Origin of the sequence: Frischella perrara (genome assembly GCF_000807275.1) — a bacterium.
Classification (GTDB): Bacteria; Pseudomonadota; Gammaproteobacteria; order Enterobacterales; family Orbaceae; genus Frischella; species Frischella perrara.
The window spans coordinates 878,129-900,939 of record NZ_CP009056.1; the positions used below are offsets into that span (position 1 = coordinate 878,129).

At 31.3% G+C, this 22,811-nt stretch carries 19 protein-coding genes and 1 tRNA gene; 12 read left to right on the plus strand and 8 right to left on the minus strand.

The features are described from left to right. The first annotated feature begins 608 nt into the window (after positions 1-608). Entirely contained in the window at positions 609-3,308 is a 2,700-nt protein-coding gene (mgtA, locus tag FPB0191_RS03885; RefSeq protein WP_039104184.1) for a magnesium-translocating P-type ATPase, read from the plus strand. Between the two features lie 199 nt (positions 3,309-3,507). Here mgtA and FPB0191_RS03890 read toward each other — a convergent pair whose 3' ends face one another. Next, positions 3,508-4,203 (minus strand): helix-turn-helix domain-containing protein, encoded by a 696-nt coding sequence (locus tag FPB0191_RS03890; protein WP_039104186.1) that lies wholly within the window; start codon positions 4,201-4,203, stop codon positions 3,508-3,510. Positions 4,204-4,615: 412 nt separating this feature from the next. On the opposite strand from FPB0191_RS03890, the gene FPB0191_RS03895 reads away from it, so the two are divergent. The 7 genes from FPB0191_RS03895 to FPB0191_RS03925 all read left to right on the plus strand — a co-directional run bounded on the left by FPB0191_RS03895 (position 4,616) and on the right by FPB0191_RS03925 (position 13,208). Next, a complete protein-coding gene (locus FPB0191_RS03895; RefSeq protein WP_039104188.1) occupies positions 4,616-6,712 on the plus strand; it encodes a 3-hydroxybutyrate oligomer hydrolase family protein in 2,097 nt (698 codons plus the stop codon). A 392-nt stretch (positions 6,713-7,104) separates the two neighbouring features. Continuing rightward, positions 7,105-7,314 (plus strand): transcription antiterminator/RNA stability regulator CspE, encoded by a 210-nt coding sequence (gene cspE / locus FPB0191_RS03900; RefSeq protein WP_039104189.1) that lies wholly within the window; start codon positions 7,105-7,107, stop codon positions 7,312-7,314. Positions 7,315-7,418: 104 nt separating this feature from the next. Then, positions 7,419-8,273 (plus strand): carboxylate/amino acid/amine transporter, encoded by an 855-nt coding sequence (locus FPB0191_RS03905; RefSeq protein ID WP_039104191.1) that lies wholly within the window; start codon positions 7,419-7,421, stop codon positions 8,271-8,273. Positions 8,274-8,778: 505 nt separating this feature from the next. Further along, positions 8,779-9,900 carry a 23S rRNA (uracil(747)-C(5))-methyltransferase RlmC gene (gene rlmC, locus FPB0191_RS03910; RefSeq protein WP_039104193.1) on the plus strand — a complete coding sequence of 374 codons (1,122 nt, stop codon included), beginning with the start codon at positions 8,779-8,781 and terminating at the stop codon, positions 9,898-9,900. A gap of 12 nt (positions 9,901-9,912) precedes the next feature. Next, positions 9,913-10,602, plus strand: a complete 690-nt coding sequence (locus FPB0191_RS03915) for an aspartate/glutamate racemase family protein (protein WP_039104194.1) — start codon at positions 9,913-9,915, stop codon at positions 10,600-10,602. A gap of 230 nt (positions 10,603-10,832) precedes the next feature. Further along, entirely contained in the window at positions 10,833-12,392 is a 1,560-nt protein-coding gene (gshA, locus tag FPB0191_RS03920) for a glutamate--cysteine ligase (protein ID WP_039104196.1), read from the plus strand. Between the two features lie 18 nt (positions 12,393-12,410). Next, a complete protein-coding gene (locus FPB0191_RS03925) occupies positions 12,411-13,208 on the plus strand; it encodes an endonuclease/exonuclease/phosphatase family protein (RefSeq protein WP_052236742.1) in 798 nt (265 codons plus the stop codon). A 67-nt stretch (positions 13,209-13,275) separates the two neighbouring features. On the opposite strand, the gene FPB0191_RS03930 is transcribed toward FPB0191_RS03925, so the two are convergent. From FPB0191_RS03930 to rnhA, 3 genes are all read right to left on the minus strand, one after another. Next, positions 13,276-14,526 (minus strand): transglycosylase SLT domain-containing protein, encoded by a 1,251-nt coding sequence (locus FPB0191_RS03930; RefSeq protein WP_052236743.1) that lies wholly within the window; start codon positions 14,524-14,526, stop codon positions 13,276-13,278. A 43-nt stretch (positions 14,527-14,569) separates the two neighbouring features. After that, positions 14,570-15,295, minus strand: coding sequence for a hydroxyacylglutathione hydrolase (gloB, locus tag FPB0191_RS03935; RefSeq protein ID WP_039104198.1), 726 nt, complete (start codon positions 15,293-15,295; stop codon positions 14,570-14,572). Positions 15,296-15,363: 68 nt separating this feature from the next. Further along, positions 15,364-15,831: a ribonuclease HI gene (rnhA, locus tag FPB0191_RS03940; RefSeq protein WP_039104200.1), complete on the minus strand. Its 468-nt coding sequence runs from the start codon at positions 15,829-15,831 to the stop codon at positions 15,364-15,366. An 87-nt stretch (positions 15,832-15,918) separates the two neighbouring features. Here rnhA and dnaQ point away from each other — a divergent pair, with 87 nt between their 5' ends. Next, positions 15,919-16,686 carry a DNA polymerase III subunit epsilon gene (gene dnaQ / locus FPB0191_RS03945; protein WP_039104202.1) on the plus strand — a complete coding sequence of 256 codons (768 nt, stop codon included), beginning with the start codon at positions 15,919-15,921 and terminating at the stop codon, positions 16,684-16,686. A gap of 139 nt (positions 16,687-16,825) precedes the next feature. After that, positions 16,826-16,902, plus strand: a tRNA-Asp gene (locus FPB0191_RS03950). Positions 16,903-16,951: 49 nt separating this feature from the next. On the opposite strand, the gene FPB0191_RS03955 is transcribed toward FPB0191_RS03950, so the two are convergent. After that, entirely contained in the window at positions 16,952-17,389 is a 438-nt protein-coding gene (locus tag FPB0191_RS03955; protein WP_052236744.1) for a tyrosine-type recombinase/integrase, read from the minus strand. Then, the gene (locus tag FPB0191_RS11635; protein WP_052236745.1) at positions 17,377-17,562 is read right to left on the minus strand and encodes a site-specific integrase; all 186 of its coding nucleotides are present in this window, start codon (positions 17,560-17,562) and stop codon (positions 17,377-17,379) included. Before FPB0191_RS11635 ends, FPB0191_RS03955 begins: the two co-directional genes overlap by 13 nt. Positions 17,563-17,804: 242 nt before the next feature. Here FPB0191_RS11635 and FPB0191_RS03960 point away from each other — a divergent pair, with 242 nt between their 5' ends. Further along, positions 17,805-18,488, plus strand: coding sequence for a hypothetical protein (locus FPB0191_RS03960; RefSeq protein ID WP_039104204.1), 684 nt, complete (start codon positions 17,805-17,807; stop codon positions 18,486-18,488). 1,073 nt (positions 18,489-19,561) lie between these two features. Here the strand turns inward: FPB0191_RS03960 and FPB0191_RS03965 are convergent. Continuing rightward, positions 19,562-20,206, minus strand: coding sequence for a LexA family protein (locus FPB0191_RS03965; protein ID WP_039104205.1), 645 nt, complete (start codon positions 20,204-20,206; stop codon positions 19,562-19,564). Between the two features lie 528 nt (positions 20,207-20,734). Here FPB0191_RS03965 and FPB0191_RS03975 point away from each other — a divergent pair. Further along, positions 20,735-21,238, plus strand: coding sequence for a hypothetical protein (locus tag FPB0191_RS03975; RefSeq protein ID WP_039104209.1), 504 nt, complete (start codon positions 20,735-20,737; stop codon positions 21,236-21,238). 144 nt (positions 21,239-21,382) lie between these two features. Here FPB0191_RS03975 and FPB0191_RS03980 read toward each other — a convergent pair whose 3' ends face one another. Continuing rightward, entirely contained in the window at positions 21,383-22,750 is a 1,368-nt protein-coding gene (locus FPB0191_RS03980) for an L-cystine transporter (RefSeq protein ID WP_039104212.1), read from the minus strand. Positions 22,751-22,811 lie beyond the last annotated feature (61 nt).

The following is a 22,811-nucleotide window of genomic DNA, read 5'->3' on the forward strand; positions in this document are numbered from 1 at the left end:
ATAAGGTATGTTGAGTTTAGTTTATAGGAGCTATATGGATACTCAATCGGGAGACCCCAAAATGTTGGGGGGTAGCAGTTTATACTATTCATTTTCGGTTTATTGACCTGTCTAAATAGATATTTTTTCAGTTCACAGCCGTAATGAATAAAATCGGTAAAGGTGAACGATATGCAAATTCGCATCAATCAACACTATCACACTTATTTTTGTCAAAGAAATGCTAAATGTTGTTTGGCATTAAATCCACTATCTTTTTCTGAAAGACTTTTAGAACCCCCAAGTTGTATCTAAATTCATATCAATTTATTAATTTTAATCTAATTAACAGCAATGGTCTGTTTTGGATAATAGATTAATACGATTAGTTATTATCATAAATTAAGCATAGCTGTCTCGATAACGAATTGAGTCTACGGATCGATTTTGGTTATTGATGGCTTAACTCGTTTTAATTAAATGCACATTGTGATTAATACTATCCTTCATAACGTTATTAATGATGAACATACTTTAATAATGTTAAGAGCGGATCGGTGTGTCATAACTTTAATCATGATGAGTAAAAATTTACTAAGAGTAAATTTGATTGTATTTAGGAATATGTTATGAAACAAACAACTAAAGAGAAAAAATTTAATACTCATATCAAGGCTGTAACTGAAGCTAAAAATTCTTTAGAAGAGACATTAGCCAATTATCAGGCTGATTTATCTGGATTGACAGAACATGAAGCCAAACAACGAATTGAGCAATATGGAAAGAATGAAGTTGCAAGAGAGCGTGTACCCTCTGCATTTATTCAATTATTATTAGCTTTTAATAATCCTTTTATTTTTGTGTTATTAGCACTCGCCGCAGTAAGCTTTGTCACTGATTATTGGTTGCCTTTACAAAATGGTGAGCCGACCGATATTACCGGTATTACTATTATAATTGTAATGGTTTCGCTAAGTGGTTTATTACGATTTTGGCAGGAATTCCGTTCTAATAAAGCAGCGGAAGCTCTAAAGTCAATGATAAAAACAACTGCTACAGTTTTACGTCGTCAAACTAAAACTGCTACAGCGCAGACAATTGAGGTACCGCTTGATCAACTTGTACCTGGCGACATTATTTATCTTTCCGCTGGAGATATGATGCCAGCTGATATTCGCCTAATTGAGTCACGAGATTTATTTGTTAGCCAAGCTGTTTTAACTGGTGAGTCTATTCCCATTGAAAAATATGATACATTGGGTTCGGTGTCACAAAAGGGTAGTGAAGAGACACCTGCTGAAATTAATGCCAGTAATATATTAGACATTAACCATATTGGATTTATGGGTACTAATATCATCAGTGGTACAGCAAAAGGGATAGTTATAGCAACAGGCGCTGATACCTATTTTGGGTCGTTAGCAAAATCAATAATAGGTACTCGTTCGCAAACAGCTTTCGACAAAGGAGTTAATAGTGTTAGCTGGTTATTGATTCGCTTTATGTTAGTCATGGTACCTATTGTATTATTAATTAATGGGTTAACAAAAGGTGATTGGCTTGATGCTGGCTTATTTGCCCTAGCAGTTGCTGTTGGGCTTACACCAGAAATGTTACCAATGATAGTGAGTGCAAATCTGGCTAAAGGCGCAGTTGGAATGGCAAAACGTAAAGTTGTTGTAAAACGTTTGAATGCGATTCAGAATTTTGGCGCAATGGATATCTTATGTACTGATAAAACGGGTACGTTAACGCAAGATCGAATCATTTTAGAGCAGCATTTAGATATTCATGGTCAACTTGATCCGGCAGTATTACAACTTGCATGGTTAAATAGCTATTACCAAAGTGGTATGAAAAACCTAATGGATAAAGCGATTATTCGATTTGCCGAAGAAAAAACTAAGCCTAAAAAATTAGGTGAGGGTAAATATACTAAAATCGATGAGTTACCTTTCGATTTTAGTCGACGTCGTTTATCTGTTGTAATGCAAAATGATGATAATCAACATATTATGATCTGTAAAGGTGCTGTTGAAGAGATGTTATCAATTGCAACGCATGTGTATGAACAAGGTGAAGAATTACCATTAACCGAAGAAAGAAAAGAAAAATTAATTAATCTTGCATATCAGTATAATCAAGATGGGTTTAGAGTCTTAGCGGTTGGATTTAAAATTATCGCGACTCAAGATACAAAAACACAATATAGTGTTGCCGATGAAAATGCGCTTGTTATTCGCGGTTTCCTCACATTTTTGGATCCTCCGAAAGATAGTGCAAGTGAGGCAATTAATGCTTTACGTGAACATGGCGTAGCTGTGAAGGTATTAACGGGTGATAATGATATCATAACCACTAAAATATGTCGTGAAGTAGGGATTGAAGCAGGTAAGCCTTTACTTGGGATTGAAATCGAGCAAATGAGTGACGATCAATTAAAACCATTAATTGAAGAGAGAACGATTTTTGCTAAATTAACACCACTCCAAAAATCAAGAATTATTCGATTATTACAAGATAATGGTCATACCGTAGGTTTCTTAGGCGATGGTATAAATGATGCACCAGCCTTACGTGATTCTGATGTGGGTATATCAGTCGATACTGCGACAGATATAGCTAAAGAGTCGGCAGATATTATTTTATTAGAAAAAAGTCTAATGGTATTAGAAGAAGGTGTGGTCAGAGGACGAGAAACCTTTGGTAATATCATGAAATATCTTAATATGACAGCAAGTTCTAATTTTGGTAATGTTTTCTCTGTATTAGTGGCAAGTGCATTTTTGCCATTCTTACCAATGTTAGCGATTCATTTGTTAATTCAAAATTTACTTTATGATATTTCTCAATTGTCTCTCCCATGGGATAAAATGGATGATGAGTTTCTACAAAAGCCAAGAAAATGGGATGCTTCGAACATTAGACGTTTCATGATTTGGATTGGTCCAACTTCATCCATTTTTGATATTACAACGTATGCAATAATGTGGTTTGTTTTTAGTGCGAATAATGTTGATATGCAATCATTATTTCACTCAGGATGGTTTATTGAAGGTTTATTATCACAGACATTAGTAGTGCATATGTTACGAACTCAGAAGATACCATTCATTCAAAGTACAGCTGCATTTCCTGTAATCGTTATGACTATATTAATTATGGTTGTGGGTATCTATATTCCATTTTCTCCATTTGGTAGTATGATTGGTCTAGAACCTTTACCTTGGTCATATTTCCCTTGGCTTGCTGGAATATTAATAAGCTATTGTATACTTACACAATTAGTTAAAACATTCTATATTAAACGATTTGGGCAATGGTTCTAAATAAACGTTATAAATAAACTCATTTAAACATAGTAAATTGATTCTGATAAATCAATTTACTATGTTTTTTAGTTTAACTTAATGATATTGATTTAGGGTAGAGATAAGCAATTTTGCATAATCTCTAATTTGTACTTTAAAATTGCTCTATTTCAAATAATGTATTTTACTGTTATGAAAATTTATACAAAATTTTAGCTTAAAATACATTCGTTAAAATATGTTCAACTTTTGCAATTACTTGAAATGGGGTAGTTAAACTGTCTTGTTTGATTAAATGATTCTTAAATGTTGTATTATCATTTATTAGATGATAGCCATCTTCAACAGGATCATATTGTATTCGTTTCAGTAATAATTTGTTGTTGAGTAATATAATATAAACACCAGCTAAAACGTATGTCATTTTGTCTATGTTTAACTTAATAATAGCAACATCGCCGTTTTTTATAGTCGGATCCATATTGTTATATGGAATTTGTACTATTGCTAAATTTTCTGCTGTTAGTCCACATCGAAATAACCAATCGCGGCTAAATGCCCATTCTGTAATAATTTGTTCTTTACTCAAGCGCTCTGTATTTTCGTGAAATTTTAAATTCAACAGTGTATTAAATTCAATTTCAGGAATCGCTTTAACGATATTCTTTGTGTCTATAGGTAAGGCTGTCAAATTAGATAAAAAGGGATCATTACCGGTAGCTAGCCAAGCAACGGATACATTTCCTATATCTGCAATAGTTAACAAATTTTGTAAGGTTGGCTCTGACTCTCCTCTAATGTATTTTCTAATTGCACTTTCTGAGAGTTGACATTTCTTAGAAAAGCTAAGTAACGAATCATTTCCAATAATATGTCTTAAACGCTGAGCAAACGTCGAATAATTTTGTTTCATATTAGTATTTTTAAAATTAATGAAAGCTTAAAAAGCAATTTATTATAATTAGCGGTAGAGATTATGCATATTTAAACCGATAACATTATATTGACTACAGAAAATAAATAAATCTAGCTAAATAGTAAAGGTTTTATTAATTTAATTTGTAAAGATGAAATATAAAAAACTCTATTTATGATGCTAGTTTTGTATTAGATAACCTTGCTAAAAGGTTAAATTATTTGAAATAAAATTATTTATTCAGATAGTTAATATACCTAATAATAGGGGTAACAAATTCTTCTAATTACATGACTGATATTTAATTACAAATCAAGTAAGAAAAGAAAATTAAAAAAAAATATAATTGGAAGTATAATAACCAGCCATAAACTAAGCAACTTATAAATAAATTGTAGAGTAACATTTTATGTTAAAACCAATTCTTTTCACCTGTATCAATGTATTGTTATTTTTAGCAATGAATAACCAAATTGTTTTTGCTAAATCATTATCATTTTTGAAAAGTAAAGAAGAAATTAACATTATTTCCAAACCGGCTTGGTTGGAGATAAAAAATGTTAATTTTTATGATGCGGAGAGTGATGATCTCATTACGGCAGGAAATGGTTTTACAAAATTATCTCATTCAAAAGAGATAAATAAATTCGTTAATGTACAACATCCTACAATTCTCGAACTTAGAAGGGCAAAATTCAATCGTTTTATTAATAAAAAAACGGGAGAAGGATCGTTGTTTGGTTTCAAAGAAGATCAACTGACCCCATTATTTGATGGAAAAATACCCGGAACTGAAGTACAAGCTTATTTGAATGATAATAGTATAAGAGTGGCGTTATTATTACAAGTTCCTTTAGATTTTGATCCAAATAAACCTTGTATTATTGCTATACCAACTATTGATTCGCAAGGCATCTATAATGCGACAGATATGCAAATTAGGGGGCTATGGGGGTTAAAACATAACTGTGCCGTCGTTTATAACGATAAAGGATTAGGTAACGCATTATATGATTTAAATAAACAACAGGGATATTTAATTGATGGCAGTGTTGCAAAACGAGCGATTCCGGAGAAACCATTAATTTTTTCAAATTCTGAAACATTACCACCTAATTTAGTAACAAATCGTTATGCTGTGAAACAATTACATTCTCAACAAAATCCTGAACAAAAATGGGGTCAATACGTTCTTAATTCTTTAGAGTTTGCTTTTTATTATCTCAATACGATGTATTCAAAAAATGATCAAGTCATTTTTGATAAAGAGAACACAATTGTTTTGGTTTACGGTGCGACAGATGGGGCAGGGGCAGCCTTAAAAGCAGGGGAAATTGATAATAATGGTATGATTGATGGCATTGTTGCAGTCAACCCACAAATTCAGATTACAAGCAATCAACAAATACCACTGTATATTCAACGTGGAGAATCACCTGAAGAGCCATTAAAAACAAAATTATTAATTGATTATACTAGTTATGGCGCGCTTTATATGCCCTGTGCAGTTTTAGCGATTAAAAATAGTGAATTAAAGCAATCAATACCTTATATTGATAGATATTTCTTTTCTCAGAATCGTTGTGAAGCGCTTAAAAATGCAAAATTGTTAGATTCAATAACTGTTGAAGAGCAAGCGAATGAAGCGCTTGAAAAATTGTATGCGTATGGTTGGTCACCACAAATGATTAACCAGTTACCTTTTTATTATTTTACCCAATCAATTAATTTGCCATACAAATATATTAGCCAATATGGACGCTATAATGTAAAAGAACATTTATGCCATTTATCTGTAGCGTCAATCAATCAAGAAATATTATATAATATGGGTAATGTTGCACCTTTAAGTAAAACTAATTTCGCGCTTTTATGGGCTGACAATACGGGTTCTTTACCGATAAGAACACAAGATAATATTATTGCTGTTGATTTGGTCAATGACGATGATCCAAAAGGTCCTCATCAAGAGTTTTATTCACGTTCTAAAAATAGCGCTAATATTGATTATAACCTAGCAGGTGCAATTTGTTTAAGAGAAAAAATAGTTGAAGATCGCGTATTAAATGGTCAGAAACAAGTATTCGCAACGGGTAATTTGCATAGTATTAAGACTATCATAGTACACGGTCAATTAAACATTAAACACTTACCTGATTACACATCTAGGAGTTATGCTGCACTAAATAGCTACGTTGAAGGACATTCCAGTAATTTACACTATATGGAAGTCGAAAATAGTAGTTATCTAGATAGTTTAGTGCCTTTTGATAATACGCTATTATCCATTAATTATTATGGTAATTCGGCTATGGATTGGTTATGGAGTAATATAACCAAACAAACCAGCCTACCCGATAGTCAAATTATCCGGACTTCTGTTCTTGGGCGCAGTAGTGAAAAAGACTCAAAAATGACAAAATTTATCTTAACACCAATAGCACAGTCCGCTAAACGTGAAAATCGAATTTATCTCCAAGATGGCGTAATTCGACTACCTAGATAAATCTAATTCATTAAAAACATCACATCAAGATAAGGATGTTTTTAATATTTTTTTAGCTCTGCTAAAAGGTTGTTAAAAACATCGTTAATGAGGTAATTCCTCCGTTTGTAATGACATAATTATATAATTTATTTTTGGATCTTTACAAAAAACTGTGATCAAACCCACTAAATTTATCATTATTAACTTGATTTCATCAAAAAGTTATGCGGTAATAGTCGCGGACATATAGCACAAAGTATTGACTTTGTCTGTAACATTGTTTAAAGAATGTGACTTTTAATTTGTAATTCATATTGTTTTATTCCTTTGCATTGTTTTTTGATTAAGTTTACTTTTGTTGTAGTCTAAAAAATATTTAAAAGACTGTAATCAATTTTAGGATATACGTAATGAGTAAGAAAACAGGGCAAGTAAAGTGGTTTAACGAAAGCAAAGGTTTCGGTTTCATCACTCCAGCCGATGGTAGTAAAGATGTATTCGTTCACTTTTCTTCTATTGCAGGTGAAGGATTTAAAACTTTAGCTGAAGGACAAAAAGTTGAATTCTCCATTCAGGATAGTCCGCGTGGACCAGCAGCAGCTGAAGTTGTTGTAATATAAGTAAAAATATTCATTAGCTCAAAATGAGTTAAATTTAAAACCTACTTTGAAAGTAGGTTTTTTTCGTTTCTAAATATAACTAAATTTTTAATTAACAAGTATATATGATATATCTATTTATTGTGACTGCAATTTGGTCATTTTCGTTCAGTTTGATTGGTGTTTATTTAAGTGGGCAAGTAGATAGTTGGTTTGCCGTTGTTAGCAGAATATGTTTAGCTTTACTTGTTTTTATCCCGTTTTTACGTTTTAGGTTTTTTACTCTTAAGCAAATTATATTATTGGCTGGTGTAGGGGCTTTTCAACTTGGAATTATGTATGTATTTTATTACAAAGCCTTTGCTTATTTAACCGTTCCAGAATTACTTTTGTTCACAATCTTTACCCCAATTTATGTCACATTAATCTATGATTTATTATGTAAAAATAAAATTAAAATCACTTACTTACTGACTACGCTATTAGCTGTTATTGGTGCAGCAATAATCCGTTACGATCAAATCACAGCTAACTTTATTATCGGCTTTTTAATGATTCAAGCCTCTAGCATTGTTTTTGCCATTGGGCAAGTCGGCTATAAAAGAATTATGGAACTCTATAATTTGCCACAACATTATTCATTTACATGGGTTTATGTAGGTGCAGCAATAATTTCAATTATTGGTTGGATAATATTTGGAGATAAAAGCCGTTTACCCACAACAGAAACACAATGGGCAATTATAATTTGGTTAGGAATCGTAGCTTCAGGACTGGGTTACTTTTTGTGGAATTATGGTGCAACAAAAGTTGATTCAGGTACATTAGCCATTATGAATAATGTGGTTATTCCTGTTGGGATTATTGTTAATGTAGTACTATGGGGACAACAAATTGATTGGGTTCGTTTTTTACTTGGGAGTGGAGTGATTATATTGTCTTTAGTCATTCATCAGAAATGGTGTGTAACAAAGAAATAATAAGGTTTTGGTTATTAATTTTGAAATCAAAATTAAAGTATGCAAGTTTTATTATTTCAATAAATTCATCATTATCTAATCAAATTGTAAAGCGATTACCAGTAATGAATAAATTATAAATTGCGATATTTAACCTAGAATCCTGTTAAAGTATATTTAATGATATACATATGCATCGTTTTAAATAATTATTATTAATTAAAGATAAGTTTCAAACTATATATTTCCTATAAACAAATGATCGCAATTATTGAAAAATTTTATTTTTTAATATTTTAATATATTTTCCTTATCAGATTGAAGATTAATAGAATTGGCTTTTAGCTGAATTATATGAAAAGAAAGAGATATATTTAGAGAAAAGCCACCTAAAAAAGTTAGGTGGCTAATGGGAAATAAAATGAAATATCTGCAGTGGCATATAGTAAGACCATGAAAGAAGTAATTAGTTCCTGAAAATTTCAAATTATTTTTTAATTGAGAAGATTTGTTGGTTATAAAAGAAATGAAGTGCCATTATTATGAACAAAATAAATGCTTATCTTGTCGCTGGATAGATAAATCCTATTCGTCTCAATTACACGATAAGCAACGATGTTTAAAAGAACATCTTAATTCCTTTTCTCCATTAACTATTTTTCCGCCTATCGCTAGCAGTGATTCAGCTTTTAGAAATAAAGCTAAAATGGCAGTGCTTGGAACCGTAGAAAAACCTATTCTTGGGATTATGACTAACAATGAAGCAATTGATTTATGTGATTGTCCATTGTATACCAATACAATGAAGTTAGTGCTGAGTAAAATAAAAAACTATATTAAACAGCTACAATTAGTTCCTTATAATATAAAAAAAATGAAAGGAGAATTGAAATTTATCATCTTAACTCAAGCCGAAGATCAATTTATGCTAAGGTTCGTCTTGCGTTCTGCTAAATATCAAACCAAAATAGCTTCTTCAATTGCATTTTTACAAAACTATATACCTAATTTAGCGGTAATTAGTATTAATATTCAACCGACTCATGCAGCAATCTTAGAGGGCAAAGAAGAGGTAATTTTAACTCGCCAAACCTATTTCCCAGTCAAACTAAATAATGTTCCATTATTTTTACATAAAGGGAGCTTTTTTCAGACAAATACGACGGTTGCTAGTCAGTTATACCTAACGGCTAGAGAATGGTTGGCAAATTTACCTATAAAATCAATATGGGATCTTTTTTGTGGAGTAGGAGGCTTCGGTTTACATTGTACAAATTCACAGAGATCATTGGTTGGTATTGAAATTAATCCTGAAGCTATTGATTGTGCGAAATTGTCCGCAAATCATTTAGGTTTTTCGGATGTACGTTTTCAATCACTGGATGCGAGCCAGTTTGCTGTGAATCAGAATAGTGATATCCCTGATTTAATTCTAGTTAATCCACCTCGTCGCGGAATTGGTAGTACATTGATTAATTTTTTACAAACTGTTTCACCAAGATATATACTTTATTCTAGTTGTAATTTGACTAGTTTAGTATCAGATTTAAAAAGTTTGATAGGCTATAGAATGTTGTCTGTACAGCTTTTTGATATGTTTCCTCATAGTGAGCATATGGAAATTTTAGTTTTAATGGAAAAAATATAAGGTCATAATAATATGAAAAAAATAGGCTTAATTGGTGGAATGAGTTGGGAAAGCTCGATTACTTACTATCAAATTATTAATCAAGTAGTCAAACAGCATTTAGGTGGTTTACATTCAGCCGAATGTATTTTATACAGTGTGAATTTTCAAGAAATTGAGCATTATCAATCTACTAATAATTGGCAAAAAAGTGCAGAAGTTCTAGCCGAAGCAGCTTTAAATTTGCAAAAAGCAGGTGCTGATTTTATTGTAATTTGTAGCAATACAATGCATAAAGTTGTGCCATATATTAATAGTCAGATTACTATACCTATTTTGCATATTGCTGAGATGACAGTTAGGGCGTTAAATAAATATAATATTAATAAAGTGGCGCTATTAGGAACAAAATACACGATGGAACAAGAGTTTTACAAAGATATTCTGATCCAAAATGGTTTTGATATCGTGATTCCTGAAGAGCAAGATCGCCAAGTAATTAATGATGTTATTTTTAACGAATTATGTTTAGGTAAAATCAATCCTAAGTCAAAAAATATCTATTTAGATATTATAAATAGAATGTGTCAATTAGGTATTCAAGGTGTCATTTTGGGATGTACTGAAATTGGTTTATTGATAAAACAAAGTGATATTTCCATACCTTTATTTGATACTAGCTTAATTCATGCTCAAGAAGCGGCTCTTTTAGCGCTAGAATAGCTTAAATTATTTTGATAATTACAGAGTTTCATTTATTTAAAATTTTTTAATAATAATATAATTAGTTAATTATGTTTAAAAGCGAAAATAATCTTTGAATTATATTAAGCCATTTCATTATTAAGTAATTTATTGTGATTAAATTATTAGTTAACCTGTTAGATTTACCAAAAGTGATAATTAAATTATGTTAATATTAGATAGCTTAATTTTAGGTAGGAAGAACAACTATGATCCCTGATGTATCAAATTCATTAACATGGCTTGAAAAGCATTATACAATTTTAGATGGAATTCAGCGCGGTGTAGAACGCGAAACATTAAGGATCTTACCTGATGGTAGTTTGTCATCTATGCCTTTTCCAGCAGAGATAGGTTCTGCTTTGACACATCCGTGGATAACCACCGATTTCGCTGAACCAATGTTAGAATTTATTACTCCTGTCAATACTAATATTGATTATACATTAACTTTTTTGCGGGATTTACATCGATATACTAATATTCAAATTCGAGATGAGTTAATGTGGCCATTAAGTATGCCTTGCTTTATTGGTAAAGAGGAGGATATTTTATTAGCTCAATATGGTAGTTCAAATGAGGGAAGGTTAAAAACACTTTATCGTGAAGGACTAAAAAACCGTTATGGTGCGATGATGCAAATCATTTCTGGTGTGCATTACAATTTTTCGTTACCACAGGCTTTTTGGCAAGCTAAAGAAGGTATAAAAAATACCGAGGAAGGACAGGATATTATTTCCGATGGTTATTTGAGCTTAATAAGAAATTATTATCGATTTGGATGGGTTATTCCATTTTTATTTGGTGCTTCACCTTCGATATGTCCGTCTTTTATCAAAGATCAGAAAAAACTAGCTGAATTTTCTCAACAAAATAATGGTAGTTATTTTTTACCATATGCTACATCATTACGATTAAGTGATATTGGTTATACCAATGATGCTCAAAAACAGTTAGGTATCACTTTTAATGATTTAGAAACCTATGTTCGTGGTATTCAAAAAGCAACACACACACGCTCAGAGAAATTTAGCCAAATGGGTGTAAAAGTAGATGGTGTATATAGGCAGATTAATGATAATATCTTGCAAATAGAAAACGAATTTTATGCCCCTATTAGACCAAAACGAGTACCTAGAAAAGATGAAACTCCATCAGAGGCATTATTACGAGGTGGTATTGAATATATTGAAGTTCGTTCTTTGGATATTAACCCGTTTTCTCCGATAGGTATTACAGAAGAACAAATTAGATTTGTTGACCTTTTCCTAATCTGGTGTGTATTAGCCCCAGCGCCTAAAATGTCAAGCGATGAATTACAATGTGCCAAAGTGAATTGGAATCGAGTCATATTGGAAGGTCGTAAACCAGGTCAAATCATTAGTATGGGATGTGGTGATCACCATGAACCATTGGCAAAAGTAGGACATAATCTTTTTAAAGATTTATTGCGAGTTGCAGATGTATTAGATCACAAAGATTCACAAAAACGTTATCGTCAAGTGTGTGAGCATTTAGATGTTATGTTTGACCATCCTGAATTAACGTTATCTGCGCGTACTTTACAAGCGATTAGTGATATGGGGACAGCCAAATTTGGTTTCGCATTAGCAAAACAATATAAACAACAACTTAATGCAGAACCGTTACAGATTTTGACTGAAAAGGATTTTATTTGCCAACGTAATCAATCCCTAGCGAAGCAAAAATGTAAAGAAGAACAACAACAATTATCATTTGACGAGTATATTAAGCAAATCAGTCAATAAACAACAGAGGTATATATTATGCCAATTATTAAGTCCAATAAATTGTTGTTTAACGCTGATTATGTTGTTCGTTATGAGGCGGGTTGTCAAGCAAGATTGATCGAACCCGATAATATGGTGTCATCTTCCATGCCGATTACTAAATCCGATAGAGTTAGTATTCTGGTATGGAATATCTTCAAACAGAAACGATTAGATTGTATGCGTTTGTTAGAGGAGTATGCTGATAATACAACATTACTCATCTTGCAAGAGGCACAAACTACACCACAATTACTTAATTTTATTCACAGCCATCATAAAATTGCAGATCAGGTTCCAGCTTACGCTTTTAAAGATGTTTATTCTGGTGTAATGACTATTGCAAATATAGCCCCAATCAAATCTATTGGATTTAAAGAGAAAGAACCTTTAATACGAATACCGAAATCGGCTTTAGTCACTCAATATCAAATATTGGATCATAAACGAACGCTATTAGTAGCTAATATTCATGCTGTTAATTTTAGTTTTGGACTTAAGATATATCGTCAACAAATCAGAATTTTATTAAATCAACTTGTAAGTCATGAAGGTCCTATCATTTTAGCGGGCGATTTTAATTCATGGAGTCGGCAGCGTTTACATTTACTTTATCGTTTAATCCGTAAGATAAACTTAAAAATGGTTAATTTTTCAAGCGATATTCGCAAGACCTTTATGGGACGTCCGCTTGACTTTGTATTTTATCGGGATTTGAAAATAGAACAGGCGAAAATCGTTCATACTAATGCTTCTGATCATAATCCTATATTAGTTGATTTTATAATTAGTTAAATGATTACAGTTATCTAAAAAGCCCAATTTTGACCAACATTATGTATACTGTAATCATTTAGCATTATCACAATTTGCTATTATCAATATTGATAGTTAATTTATCGCCTGGTTTAAGCTGGTTAATTTTAGTTATCTTATTCCATTTAATAAGTTCGCTTACTTTAACATTATAATTTTTAGCAATTTTATAAAGATTATCGCCACGTTTTACAAGATAAATAATTTGACTATATCGTTGATGTTCTTTTTCATAAAAATGAATATCTATGTCATTAATTTTAAAATATTTATTATTTGTAAATGCTGTTGCATCAAATGAGCTTGCAATAGGTCCGGTCTCTGTATTTAAATGCATTAAATCAGTTATTTTGGGTTGTATGGCATTTGATTTCTTTAATTCGATCATTAATGCATTCGCATAGACGGACGGTATAAATAAGTGATAGGAATTCCCTTTAATGACTTTTTTCAAATAAGCTGCATTATATTCTAATAATTCATCCATCGAAATTCCCGAATATTGAGCTATTTTTTCTAAACTTACTTGTTTGTTTAAATCAACTCTAACTAATGAGTTTTCATATTCACAAGTAGGTAGCGATAACTCATAGGTATCGCTATGCTTAATTATATCAATTAAGGCAATAAATTTAGGTACATATTGCATAGTTTGTTTAGATAAATTTAGTGCCCAGAAATTGGTTGGTAATCCTTTGCTTTGATTCCATTTAATAGCTTTTTTTACCCGATTTTCCCCTGCATTATAGGCAGCAAGGGTTAATAACCAATCGCCATCAAAGCGTTGGTTGAGATACTGCAATAAATTAATAGCAGTATCGGTTGACTGAATGAAATCGCGTCTTGGATCATAATAACTATTTTGTTCTAAACCATATTCTTTAGCTGTTATCGGAACTATTTGCCATAACCCCGCTGCTTTAGCATAGGATGTTGCTCGTTGATTATAAGAACTTTCAATAAGTGGTATTAGTGCCAACTCGACCGGCATATTACGCTCTTTGAGTTGTTTTACTATGTAATAAATGTAAGGTTCAGAACGAAGTAAATTACTTTCAAAAGATTTTCGATTTTTTAATATCTTTTGTTTTTCCTGTTGAATACGTTTATTCTCAGGAATATTAATATTCAATTGATTTTGTACATAGTACCAAGGATTTTGGATAATTAAAGAAGATGTTGTACTTAATTCAATTGTATCTTTTTTATGTGTTATAACTGGTTTTTGCTTTGTCTGTACTGATTGACAACCAACCAATGGCAATAGTAATAAAGCAGTCGCAACAATTTTTTTCATTAATTATTATCAAGTCTGAAAAGAAAAATGTTGCGTATTATAACTAAAAATTGTCTTTTTGTGTTCTGAAAAATTTAAAAAGATCTAATGCATTTTGCATATTAAATTGTTTTTGTAAAAAAGCTTCATCACAGCGTAAAAACAAATTTATTCGCTTTTCTTTTCCTATTGTTGAAGGAAGCGTAATTGTTTGATGTTTAATTTGCTGATAATACGCATTGATATCTTCATCATTTGGTAAAATATGTCGTGAAAATTCTAAATTGCTAAGTGTGTATTCATGTGCAGGGCAAACTATGGTGCTGTTCGGTAGTTGTTTAAGTTTATTTAATGAATTAAACATTTGTTGATAAGTTCCTTCAAAAATTCTACCACAACCAGCAGAAAATAAGGTATCACCACAAAAGAGATAAGGTTTACAATAATAGGCAAGGTGTCCAATCGTATGCCCAGGTACGGCAATAATCTTGATAATTTGGTTGTCTATCATGATTTCCGAATGGTCGGTTATATGATTAATAGGTAAATTGATTTCATTAGGTCCATATACTGGTAAATTGGGATAGTAATTTTTAAGTGCCATTACGCCATCAATATGATCCTGATGATGATGCGTTAATAGAATTGTAATAGGTATTAATTGCTTTTGGTTAAGGTAATCAATAACTGGCTGTGACTCACTAGGATCAACAATAATAACATGTTGGTTTGATGTCTCTAATAACCAAATGTAATTATCCTTTAAAGCTGGAATAATATGTAACATCATCTGTTTACCCATAAATTAATTATTTAGTCTTAAATGGCGTTATAAATGAAATATGAACGATTATAAAATCAGTTATTTTCTATAAATCCTTCATCTGTTTTCGAAGGAGAATTAGCTGCTTCTTTAGCAATAACGTCACAACGTTCATTCTCCTCATGGCCAGCATGTCCTTTAACCCAATGCCAGTCAATTTGATGGACAGTGGCAACATTATCTAATCGACGCCATAAATCTGCATTTTTAACTGTTTTTTTTTGAGATGTTTTCCAACCATTTTTTTTCCAGTTAAAAATCCAAGACATAATCCCATTTCTAAGATATTGGCTGTCCGAATAGAGTGTTATATAACATTTTTCTTTCACAGCTTCTAAAGCAACGATAGCAGCAAGTAACTCCATACGGTTATTTGTAGTTCTATAATACCCTTCAGATAATATCCGTTCGTTTTGTTTATATCTTAGAATTGCCGCATAACCACCAGGTCCAGGATTACCCAAACATGAACCATCAGTAAAAATTTCGATTTTTTTTAGCATAATTAAAAGGAGACTTTGAAATTTATAAATAAACTGTAAACTATATTACAGATTTAATTTTTAAAGAAAAGTAAATATCTTATCATTATGAATGCTAACAAAACTTTAGTTCCAAATCGACAGATTATACTGGATACCGAAACCACTGGTATGAATCAAAACGGTAAAAATCATTATGAAGGGCATCGAATAATTGAAATCGGCGCAGTTGAAGTAGTGAATAGACGGTTAACAGGTAACCATTTTCATGTTTATATAAATCCGGAAAGATTGGTTGATCCTGAAGCTTTTGCCGTGCATGGTATTAGTGATGATGATCTTCGCGATAAACCTCTATTTAAAGATATCGCTAATGACTTTATCAAATTTATTGATGGAGGGGAACTAATCATCCACAATGCACCGTTTGATGTGGGATTTATGGATTATGAATTCAGAATGGCAGGCATCAATTTTGTTACCGCTTCTCATTGTATAGTCACTGATACTTTAGCAATGGCTAGGCGACTTTTCCCGGGTAAGCGCAATAACTTAGATGTACTTTGTGAACGTTATCAAATTGATAATTCTCATCGAACATTACATGGAGCTTTGCTTGATGCGGAGATATTAGCAGAAGTTTATTTAGCCATGACGGGTGGACAGACGCTTTTATCTTTCAACCAAGAAGAAAATAGTTCAAACAATTCAATATCAGATAAAATTGCAATGGAAAAGATTAAGCGAGATAATTTTAACCTGAAAATTATCCGTGCAAATTCATCGGAACTTGCAGAGCATGGACGATCTTTAGATAAAATAGATAAAAAGAGCGGGGGATCTATTTGGCGAAAATTAGATGATTTATCATCATAATGCTGAATTAACACTCAATCAATCGTTGCGAGTTAAATTTCTATTGACGACCGACATGTAAATGATTAATATGCGCTTACTTTATCAAGCCGATTGCATAAAGTACATTTAGATAGTTTATATCGAATGTAATATAAGCGGAGCGGTAGTTCAGTTGGTTAGAATACCTGCCTGTCACGCAGGGGGTCGCGGGTTCGAGCCCCGTCCGTTCCGCCAAATCTTAAAGAATATCAATTAATTAAAGCACTCCACGAAAGTGCTTTTTTTATTGCAAAAATCTTTGTGTCAAATTTGTGACACTTTCTGATAATGCATTTTCTGACGCTACTAACAAATGCCGTGATGACAAATGCGCATAAGGTCTTACAGTATCCGCTTTGCTCCAAACTCCAAGATCTTGTAAATGTAAAGCGTGCGGGTGTGTGCCATTCATAGAATACCTACTAGCCCAAACGTGCCTCAAATCATGGAATCTTAAATCACTAAGTCCAGCACGTTTGCGTGCATTTCGCCATGCTTTGGAGTTTGCACGTTTTATCGGATTTCCTTTATAACTAAAAACATGAATGGGGTGCTTGCCTTTTAAATTTTCCAAAACATACAAAGCAACACTATTTAAAGGTATGCCGATCCCTTTTGTTTTTACTTTAGCGCTTCCGATATTAACCCAAGCGTGACGATTTTTTAAATCTACATTTCCCATAAAAAACCAGTTATATTACTCATTCGTAACCCTGTTGCTAATGCAAAAAGTACGATGGGTATCAAATGATCGGACAACGCATCAACAAGTCTTTTTTCTTGTGCGTGCAATAACATAACTTGTCTTGGTGGTGGTTCTGGTAACATTTTTATAGCAGGTACTTTATCAAGCATATCATGCTCATATGCATAAAGGCGTTTCTTAAAGAATTTAAATGGATTTGCGGTAAATGTTCTTGTTCGTGTTGGTAATAGTGGATTTACGAAAGAGGAGGCAAAGGAATTAGGTCATGTAATAAGGGAACCGTCTTATTCATAATAGATAATAACATGCGACAAACGGTAAACTAAATCGTCGTTGATTTAACCGCTAAAATTTCATACCATTACCAAAATTTAATTATTAAGGAAATAGTATGAAAAGAATAATCCTTTTAAGTTTATTTGGCTTGGTTTTATCTGCTTGTAACACTATGAAGTATAATTATGTAGCTGAAACAAAACAAATAAGTTATCCCGATTTGAATGTTGTTACAAAAACATTTATTGGCGATGATATGGTTAGACAGGGTACAGCTGCGTTAAAAGATGTTATTCATTTTCCTCAAACTACAGTTGTTAGCAGGGGGGTGGATTTTACTATTCCTGCTGGAGAATACTCAAAAGTAGGTGAAGATCAAAAGTATCTGTTTTTTGGTTTAAATGAGTTAAATTCTGGTCTAACAGTGAGAAAATCAACCTTTGCTGATATACCTGCTGGGATTAGAACTAATAAAAAAGATAATGAGTTATGTATTGTTACTATTAGTGGTGGTTCTTTATGTAATAGTGATGCTTCATTTTTTTACCAAAAGAAAAATGTAACTTATCAAAACTCGTTCCAGCAGATACTAATCTATAACGGTAAAGTAGGAAATAAGATTAACATCGGGTATAAAGAATTTAATAATGATTTTGTTCGCCCTGCATTTTCAAATAATGTCGAATATGACTTATCAGAATCAAAAACTATAAGATATAAAGGTGCAGAATTAGAAATAATAAAAGCAACTAATCAATTCATTGAATATAAAGTATATAGTAATTTCAATCTGAGATAAAAAAGCCCTTTGGGGCTTTTATTTTGTCTATGATTTATATAATGAATTTTTAGATGGATACTTATAAGAGAAGAACAATATACATTGTTTATATCTTATAACAGGTCACTATAGAGTAATTCTATAGAGCTACTGAAGACTAACTCGTTTTAGAACAATTCTAAATACATAAGTACCAGTGCTAATTATAAACATACTTTATGTTAAAACGTGAATTTGCTCCATATCTATAAATTTATATTATCTTGAAATATGCTAGGTAATTTAGATACAAAAACTAAAGTTTTGCTAATCTGAGCGTTGTAGGTAAAGATTTTCATAGTTTATACCTAAAGCATCATTAACTTTATTTAAATGATTCGTTGTCAGAATAGACTAAAATGGATGGATAGATTATAGAGTAATCATTAATATAATATTATAATAATCAATTAATTACATAACTTATTAACAGGTTTATTAAAAGCTTTTGGGGATTAAATAACGTATGAATTTAACCTTATTTAATAATAATCTCTTTTAAATTGATCCTATAATTTTAGATCGAAATAGTACTTTTTTCTTGATTATGTTTTATTAAAGCAAGATTGCTAAATTCACAATAGTTATACTACACAATAATATCTTTTTGTATTTCGCTTTAAATAGGTTTGTTTGATAGCTCATAACATCATTACCGGTTAATTTATAATTGTACATAATAATTTCCCTTTCAATAAATTTTAATTAGTACCACGACATTCACTTATTAAATGGTTTTTAAAATTGTTCAGTGAATTTATTTATGCTAATTAAAGTAAAATTTAAAATAACAGCAATTATTGATTAGTTTTTTTATGGTACAGTTTAAACTGTTTATTGTAAAGGGGGATAAGGTCGGGTTAACAGTTTTTATTTGTAAAATATTTAGAAATTTGAAATGCTAACTATTTAGATTAATCGGACTTTATCTATTAAATAAGGATTAAATTGTGTCAATTTTATGATAAAAATATCATTTAAAATGTTATATCAGAGACTTCCTTTAACTTAAAATAATTATAAAAAGATAAAATCATCGCTGGAGGACAATTTTATCTTTTACGGCGAAATATTCGATGTTCAACCATAGTACCGATAAGTTTGATATCCTGTTTTAGACTACTTAAAGTGGTATAATCAGGATTTAAGGGAACCAGTTCGAATTGCATTCTTTCAAAATTATCGTAACCTATTTCACGATATTTTTTGAATGTTGCTTCAGCATCGCCATTGATTGCCACCACAAACTCGCCAGGCATAGGTTTTACAATTGGATCTACGATAATTATATCCCCTTCTTTAAACTCAGGTTCCATTGAATCGCCCTTTATTTCTAACGCAAATGCTTTTTCTGAAAGTTCTAATGAAGTCATAACGTAATCAAATCCTGTTGAATCCTTTATTTCACAGATTTCTCTCCAGATACCTGCCTGAACGTAACTAATGAGTGGTACTTGATGTGAAATTATTTTGACCATTTCAACATTATTAATTTCTTTTTCTTTCCCACTTAATAGCCATGCCAAATCGCATTTTAAAGCAATAGATAATTCATATAAATTTCTGGGTTTTTTAGTCTCTCCTGATTCAATAGCTTGATATGACTGCTGTTTAATACCTACTTTTTCTGCAATCTCTTGTTGAGTTAATCCCAGCTCTTCTCTACGAGCTTTAATTCTTTTACCTAGATTATTCATGAATATAGCTTCTCCAATTGGTTGAATTAAATTTAATGGATAAATCTGTAATTGACAAACAGTATAAACTGTTTAATAATACAGGTAAAACTGTTTTTCAAAATAGTATTTAAAATTTAAATAATTAAAAATTTGAAAGGCAAAAAATAATTAAAATTATAAATAATATGAGAGGAAAAAATGTATAAGATTACAGCACAAGTAAAAAAAGGAATGCAATCATGGGGTACCGTAATATTATATCGTGATTTTGAAATGAACAAAAATGATTTAATTAAGTCATTTGAATCGTATGTTATAGATTTTGAAAGAGAAATAAAGGTTGATGTTGAAGTAAAAAATTTTCAGTGCATTAAGATCTGATTTTTATTGGTTATGACCTTAGTTTATAGGAAATAGTGAATGATAATCAAAATAAAATTCTGATGATATTTAGTATTAACAGCCATTTTGTTGGTTAGTTATATTGGTCAATTCGAAGTAGCCCATAAATATACATATTTACAGATAATAAGTAATGAGGTAAGAATGTTAGTTAATAAAAATATAAAAACTGCAGTTGAACTAAAACCTGACTCACCTAACAATGAAAATCTTGACAAGAAATTTAATATCACTGATATTTTAACCATTTGGGGAATATGGGCACGTCAACAGACATTAATGCATAATAAACCATATATTACAACTTTAGCATGCGATCATAAACCGGAATTAATACTTGATGATTTTGAAATTGTTTTGATCGATTCCTTAATTACAAAACTTGGTCGATTAAAATCAATAAAATCGCAAAATGAATATAAAGTCCTTAAATTATTTTATTTTGGTGAACTCATTACTATTCATGATCGATCTGTAATAGCTCTTCAAACAATCAGTAATATTGCTAATAAAATGCACTGTGATGAAACGAATATTAAAGAAATAAAAAGAAATGCAGAGAATTACGTTATTGGTCTATTGGCAATGCAAACAATGTTAACGGGTATTGAGTCAGATTTATTTAACCGAATTAACTTAAATAATTAAAGTAATATAACCAACATATGATTTAAAAACGACACAATTTCCATTTTGGTTATTATTGTTGAATAATTTAGAAGAATAATATTTATAAGCAATCAAATTGAAATTAAAAAAGCCAATATTATTTGAATATTGGCTTAAAAATGATTAATTTTGTTCAATTTGATTTTTATTTATTTGCTTGAGCAAGTGTGCTGTAACTATACCTGAAGTCATTGTGCCACTAACATTCAATGCTGTTCTCCCCATATCAATAATGGGTTCAATTGAAATTAAAAGGGCAACAAGTTCAATTGGAAGTCCCATTATAGGTAAAACAATTAAGGCTGCATACGTTGCGCCACCACCCACGCCAGCAACTCCAATTGAACTAATTGTGACCACAAACACTAATGTAACCAAGAATTGTAAATTTAAGTCAATGCCTATAGTCGGCGCTATCATCATCGCTAACATGGCTGGGTAAATTCCCGCACAACCATTCTGACCAATGATTGCCCCAAATGATGCTGAAAAACTGGCAATACTGTTTGGTACACCAAAGCGAGTTTCTTGTGTTTGTATATTTAATGGAATTGCTGCCGCACTTGAACGACTTGTAAAAGCAAAAGCCATGATCGTGGTAATTTTTTTGAAATAACCAATAAACGATTCACCCACTAGCATGACCAAAACACCATGGATAATAAACATGATTAAAATAGCAATATAGGAAGCAATAATAAACAAACCTAACGAAAGCATACTCTTGGCATCCGAAGTTGCTGACATTTTCACCATTAGAGCAAATACACCGTAAGGCGTTAATTGAATAACCATGCGAACTAATTTCATGATCCATTGTTGTAAAATAATAATACCAGACAAAAGAGTCGCACCTTGTTCTTGGTTATCTTTTAGTAGTTTTAAAGCTGCAATTCCCAAAAAAATTGCAAAAATAACTACCCCCATAATGGATGTTGATCTTAAACCGGCTAAATCTTGAAATGGATTACTTGGTAAAAATGAGAGCAGCATTGCTGGAACGCTAAGATTGTCTAAGGTATTACTCTTAATCTCTTGAAGTTTAATTGCTCTTGCCTGTTCTTGAATTCCAGATGTAAGTTCATTTGCGGATAAGTTAAATGATAAAGAAACGATAATGGCCACAATGGCTGCAATTAAAGTTGTTAATAATAACATTGAGATGACAAAGCTACTTATTTTACCTAATGAAGCAGCATCATGAAGTTTAGCTACCGCACTTAGAATTGATACAAAGATTAGAGGCATTACTATCATTTGGAGTAATTTTACATAACCATTGCCAACAATATTAAACCACTCGACCGATTGACTTATGATTGCAGGGTTATTGGCACTATAAATAATTTGCAAAATAATACCGAATAATAACCCGGCTACTAGTGCAATAAATACTTTCCGAGATAAAGTCCAAGTTTTGTAATGAAAATGAATATAAATTAATCCTAGTAATAGAATTGAAAAAATACTGACATTTAAAAAAAGTAACACGGAATATCCTTATTAATTGTTAATACCCATAAGTGTAACAAAAGTAATGATATTGATTTAT

Bases quoted from the DNA above. Each gene is read 5' to 3' on its own strand.
- mgtA (WP_039104184.1), top strand. From the start codon at position 609: ATGAAACAAACAACTAAAGAGAAAAAATTTAATACTCATATCAAGGCT.
- FPB0191_RS03890 (WP_039104186.1), bottom strand. From the start codon at position 4,203: ATGAAACAAAATTATTCGACGTTTGCTCAGCGTTTAAGACATATTATT.
- FPB0191_RS03895 (WP_039104188.1), top strand. From the start codon at position 4,616: ATGTTAAAACCAATTCTTTTCACCTGTATCAATGTATTGTTATTTTTA.
- cspE (WP_039104189.1), top strand. From the start codon at position 7,105: ATGAGTAAGAAAACAGGGCAAGTAAAGTGGTTTAACGAAAGCAAAGGT.
- FPB0191_RS03905 (WP_039104191.1), top strand. From the start codon at position 7,419: ATGATATATCTATTTATTGTGACTGCAATTTGGTCATTTTCGTTCAGT.
- rlmC (WP_039104193.1), top strand. From the start codon at position 8,779: ATGAAGTGCCATTATTATGAACAAAATAAATGCTTATCTTGTCGCTGG.
- FPB0191_RS03915 (WP_039104194.1), top strand. From the start codon at position 9,913: ATGAAAAAAATAGGCTTAATTGGTGGAATGAGTTGGGAAAGCTCGATT.
- gshA (WP_039104196.1), top strand. From the start codon at position 10,833: ATGATCCCTGATGTATCAAATTCATTAACATGGCTTGAAAAGCATTAT.
- FPB0191_RS03925 (WP_052236742.1), top strand. From the start codon at position 12,411: ATGCCAATTATTAAGTCCAATAAATTGTTGTTTAACGCTGATTATGTT.
- FPB0191_RS03930 (WP_052236743.1), bottom strand. From the start codon at position 14,526: ATGAAAAAAATTGTTGCGACTGCTTTATTACTATTGCCATTGGTTGGT.
- gloB (WP_039104198.1), bottom strand. From the start codon at position 15,295: ATGATGTTACATATTATTCCAGCTTTAAAGGATAATTACATTTGGTTA.
- rnhA (WP_039104200.1), bottom strand. From the start codon at position 15,831: ATGCTAAAAAAAATCGAAATTTTTACTGATGGTTCATGTTTGGGTAAT.
- dnaQ (WP_039104202.1), top strand. From the start codon at position 15,919: ATGAATGCTAACAAAACTTTAGTTCCAAATCGACAGATTATACTGGAT.
- FPB0191_RS03955 (WP_052236744.1), bottom strand. From the start codon at position 17,389: ATGGGAAATGTAGATTTAAAAAATCGTCACGCTTGGGTTAATATCGGA.
- FPB0191_RS11635 (WP_052236745.1), bottom strand. From the start codon at position 17,562: ATGCTTGATAAAGTACCTGCTATAAAAATGTTACCAGAACCACCACCA.
- FPB0191_RS03960 (WP_039104204.1), top strand. From the start codon at position 17,805: ATGAAAAGAATAATCCTTTTAAGTTTATTTGGCTTGGTTTTATCTGCT.
- FPB0191_RS03965 (WP_039104205.1), bottom strand. From the start codon at position 20,206: ATGAATAATCTAGGTAAAAGAATTAAAGCTCGTAGAGAAGAGCTGGGA.
- FPB0191_RS03975 (WP_039104209.1), top strand. From the start codon at position 20,735: ATGTTAGTTAATAAAAATATAAAAACTGCAGTTGAACTAAAACCTGAC.